General features: G+C 31.1%; 3 protein-coding genes and 1 pseudogene. All 4 read right to left on the reverse strand.

Annotation, left to right across the window (positions count from 1 at the left end):
• Positions 1 to 80: 80 nt before the first annotated feature.
• Positions 81 to 1,277 (reverse strand): phosphoglycerate kinase, encoded by a 1,197-nt coding sequence (locus tag JJE11_RS15635; RefSeq protein WP_291637274.1) that lies wholly within the window; start codon positions 1,275 to 1,277, stop codon positions 81 to 83.
• A gap of 365 nt (positions 1,278 to 1,642) precedes the next feature.
• Positions 1,643 to 2,650, reverse strand: coding sequence for a type I glyceraldehyde-3-phosphate dehydrogenase (gene gap / locus JJE11_RS15640; protein WP_291637276.1), 1,008 nt, complete (start codon positions 2,648 to 2,650; stop codon positions 1,643 to 1,645).
• Positions 2,651 to 2,729: 79 nt separating this feature from the next.
• Positions 2,730 to 3,764 carry a sugar-binding transcriptional regulator gene (locus JJE11_RS15645; RefSeq protein WP_291637278.1) on the reverse strand — a complete coding sequence of 345 codons (1,035 nt, stop codon included), beginning with the start codon at positions 3,762 to 3,764 and terminating at the stop codon, positions 2,730 to 2,732.
• Between the two features lie 146 nt (positions 3,765 to 3,910).
• Positions 3,911 to 4,309 (reverse strand): annotated as a pseudogene (locus tag JJE11_RS15650) (RNA polymerase factor sigma-54); the annotation flags it as partial.

The raw sequence follows: 4,309 nt of genomic DNA on the forward strand, positions 1-4,309 counted from the left end.
ATCTTTTTTATAAAGAAGACTACTAGGAAGATAACAATTAATGTATATTAAAAAATTTAAAGTATTACAATTCTATTCTACTACTTATCTGAAAGAGCTTCAATTCCTGGAAGGAGTTTACCTTCTAAGAATTCAAGAGATGCTCCACCACCTGTAGATATGTGAGTCATTTTATCTCCGAACCCTAATTGATTAACAGCTGCTGCACTATCTCCACCACCTATTATAGTGGTTCCATCTAATTTTGACATAGCCTCAGCTACTGCAATAGTTCCTTTTGCAAAATTTGCAAATTCAAATACTCCCATTGGTCCGTTCCAAATAATAGTTTTAGCTATGCTTATAGCTCCTTCATATATTGCTACAGTCTTAGGTCCAATATCAAGTCCCATATACCCCTCTGCAATATTCTGATCTTCAGTAACCACCGGCTCTGCTTCAGCTGAAAACCTATCTGCAACAACATGATCCAATGGTATTAAAAATTTAACTCCTTTTGACTCAGCTTTTTGCATCATATCTTTAGCATATTCTACCTTATCCTCTTCAACTAGTGAAGTTCCTATAGAATAACCACCAGCCTTTAAGAATGTGTAGGCCATTCCTCCACCAATTATTATAGTATCTACCTTTTCAAGCAAATTAGTAATAACTGCTATTTTATCTGAAACCTTAGCGCCACCTAAGATTGCTACAAATGGTCTCACTGGGTTTTCTACTGCTTCTCCTAAGAATTTTAACTCCTTTTGAATTAAGTAACCACATACTGAAGTCTCAATAAACTCCGTTACGCCAACCGTGGAGCAGTGAGCTCTATGAGCCGATCCAAAAGCATCATTTACAAATATATCTGCAAGAGACGCTAATTCTTTTGAAAATTTTTCACTATTCTTTGTTTCTTCTTTTCTGTATCTTGTATTCTCTAGTAATAAAATATCACCATTTTCCATTTCTGATACGGCAGATTTTACTTTATCACTAACTACATTCGGGTCTGCTGCAAAAATTACAACTTCCCCAAGCAGTTCACTTAATCTTTTAGCAACTGGCGCTAAAGAAAGCTCAGGTTTTGGCTCTCCACTAGGTTTCCCAAGGTGTGAACATAAAATAATTTTTGCCCCATTTTTAACTAAATAATTTATTGTAGGCATTGCACCAACAATCCTTGTTATATCTGTTATTTCCCCATCTTTCAATGGTACATTGAAATCGCATCTTACTAAAACCTTTTTACCTTTAACCTCAATATCTTCGATTGTTTTTTTATTAAATTTCATACACATTCTCCTCTCATTATGTTTATTATAAAAAACTCTTGTGCTTGGATCATCTCCTGCAGAGCTGCAATTAACGACTTCAGAAGGAGGTTTACCCCTTGTAGACCTTTGGAGTAAATGACAATTCTAAATTGTTATCCTTCCACTTATAGAAAAGGAGACTTTCCTTTTGAAATGTCGTTAAAGTAATTGTAATAAAGGAAGTGTTCCCTGTGCTAAATTTTATAATACATACTAACATATTGTATATTATATTTATGGATTATAAAAAGGTTTGGTCATATAGTTTAACTATAAAACCAAACCTTAAAATTATTCTTGCAGCCCATTACTGCTAGATTACAGGTTTATAGTAAAATTAAATTTTATAATCTATCTGCAACATATTTAGTTAAGTCTGCTAATCTATTAGAGTAACCTGCTTCATTATCATACCAAGAAACAACTTTAACCATGTTTCCTTCAATAGCCATTGTTGACATTGCATCAATTATAGAAGATCTTTCATCCCCTTTGAAATCAATTGAAACCAATGGTTCTTCACAGTATCCAAGAATTCCTTTCATTTCATCTTTAGATGCTTTTTCAAATGCTGCATTTACTTCTTCTACAGTAACATTCTTTGAAAGTTCACAAACTAAATCCACACATGAAACAGTTGGAGTTGGAACTCTTAATGAGAAACCATTTAATTTTCCTTTCAATTGTGGTAAAACTAATGCAACTGCTTTAGCAGCTCCTGTTGTAGTTGGAATCATTGATAGAGTAGCAGCTCTTGCACGTCTCATATCATTGTGAGGAGCGTCTAATAATCTTTGATCTCCAGTGTATGAATGAATTGTAGTCATTAAGCCTTTAACTATTCCAAATTCTTTATCTAAAACTTTAGCAAATGGTGCTAAACAATTTGTTGTACATGATGCATTTGATATTACGTTATGTTTTGATGTATCATATTTTTCTTCGTTAACTCCCATAACTATTGTAATATCTTCATTTTTTGCTGGTGCAGATATAAGAACTTTTTTAACACTTACACATAAATGATCACTTGCTTTAGTAGCATCTGTAAAGAATCCTGTTGATTCTAAAACTATTTCTACTCCAAGTGAACTCCAGTCAATGTTTTTTGGTTCTTTTTCTGCAAATATTTTAATTTCTTTTCCATTAACAACTATTGCATTTTCTTTAGCTTCTACAGTTCCGTTAAATTTTCCATAAAGTGAATCATATTTTAAAAGATGTGCAAGAGTTGCAGCATCTGTTAAATCATTGATTCCTACTACTTGCAATTCTGTTGAATAATTGGCCACTAGTGCTTTAAATACATTTCTTCCTATTCTTCCAAATCCGTTTATACCTACTTTTATCATGTTGACAAAACCTCCTAAATTTTCATAAAATAATTATATGTAAATATATAATTCTTTTCTAAACTAAATCATATATAGTTTACTCTGTTTTTTTAATAATATTAATAATTTCTTCGGCAGCTGCTTCATCAATTATTAAGACAGTGCTTGAATGGTTGATTTCAGTAGCTATGATGGCTCTAGCTTTATTTTTTCCAGCTGCTACTGCAATTAGTGTTTTATTATTTTTAACATCTTCATTTTTTATCCCAATAGTGGGTGCAGAATGAACTATTTGTCCTATTTCATTATAATAATGACCAAAAGCTTCTCCTACAGCACCTAGCTTTTCAAGTTCATTAATTTCATCTTCCGATAATTCTCTTCTTTTAGCCATATCACTAGCGATACCTATTCCATAAATAAGAATATCAGCGCTCCTAATTTTATCAATTATACTTTTTATATGTTTTTCATTCAATATAGTTTTCAAAGCGGTATCACTCAAATTATCAGGTAAGTGAAGCAATTCGTAGTTACCATTAATTTTATCTGCTAGCCTAGCTACTAATGTATTAGCTTGAATCTCTACATTTTTGGCCATACCCCCTCTAGCAGGAAGCACCCAAATATTATTATACTTATTACTTTTAGTGAAATTATCTATGACTTCCTTAACTGTAGATCCACCAGTTAAGGCAATTATGCTATTATCTTTAATAATATCTAATAAGTAACTTGCAGCTGCTTTACCAACTTCTTTAAGCACATTTTTATCAATTTCTAAATCTCCAGGAACAACTATAACTTGCTGAAGCTTCAAATGCTCTTCAATAAATTTTTCAGTTTTAGACAATCCTTTAATTTCATGAATAAAACCTTTTAGCTGACGCAAAATTTCTTCTCCATCGGTTGTTATAAACATACCAGATTCATTTATTTCAATTAAATTCTGAGATTTCAAAAAACTTATTTCACTTCTTACTATTCTCTCACTTATACACATATTATTTGCTAAAATTCTTCGTCCTATCGGTTGATTATAATATATAGTCCTTAATATCCCATACCGTTTTTGGAGAATCTCTATTAATTCTGGTACTATCTTTTGTTGTAACTTCAATATATTTTGCACTTGGACACCTCTCTGGACTTTTTAAGTCCCAGCTTATATTTTTTGCTCCCACTTACATTATAACTTAAAATACTAACTTTTTCAAATTAGTATTTTAAAATAAAAGTTAACAATATATAAACAACATGGTTAAATATGAATTTTTTTCAAAATCTCTTCCGTTTACTAGAACTCTTTATTTGAAGTTCTTCTCTATATTTTGCTACAGTTCTTCTTGAAATATTCATTTCTTCTATATTTAATCGATTACAAATAATTTGATCTGATAATGGTTTCTTTTGGTTCTCATTATCCACTATTTCTTTAATAGCTTTCTTAATATTAATTGTAGATATATCCTCTCCACCCATAACTGATGCTATTCCATTAGTAAATAAATCTTTTATTTTAATGACTTTACCACTATTTACACTAACATATTTTTCTCTAATTGCACGACTTATAGTAGATTCATGCATTTCTAAATGATTAGCAATTTTCTTAAGTGTCATTGGTTTTAGGTATTCTTCACCACTATCGAAATATTCCTTTTGAACTACCAAAAT

The organism is Clostridium sp. (assembly GCF_016650095.1).
GTDB lineage: Bacteria > Bacillota > Clostridia > Clostridiales > Clostridiaceae > Clostridium_AD.

Excerpts from the sequence above, each read along its gene's own strand:
- JJE11_RS15635 (WP_291637274.1), bottom strand. The coding sequence starts at position 1,277 with ATGAAATTTAATAAAAAAACAATCGAAGATATTGAGGTTAAAGGTAAA.
- gap (WP_291637276.1), bottom strand. The coding sequence starts at position 2,650 with ATGATAAAAGTAGGTATAAACGGATTTGGAAGAATAGGAAGAAATGTA.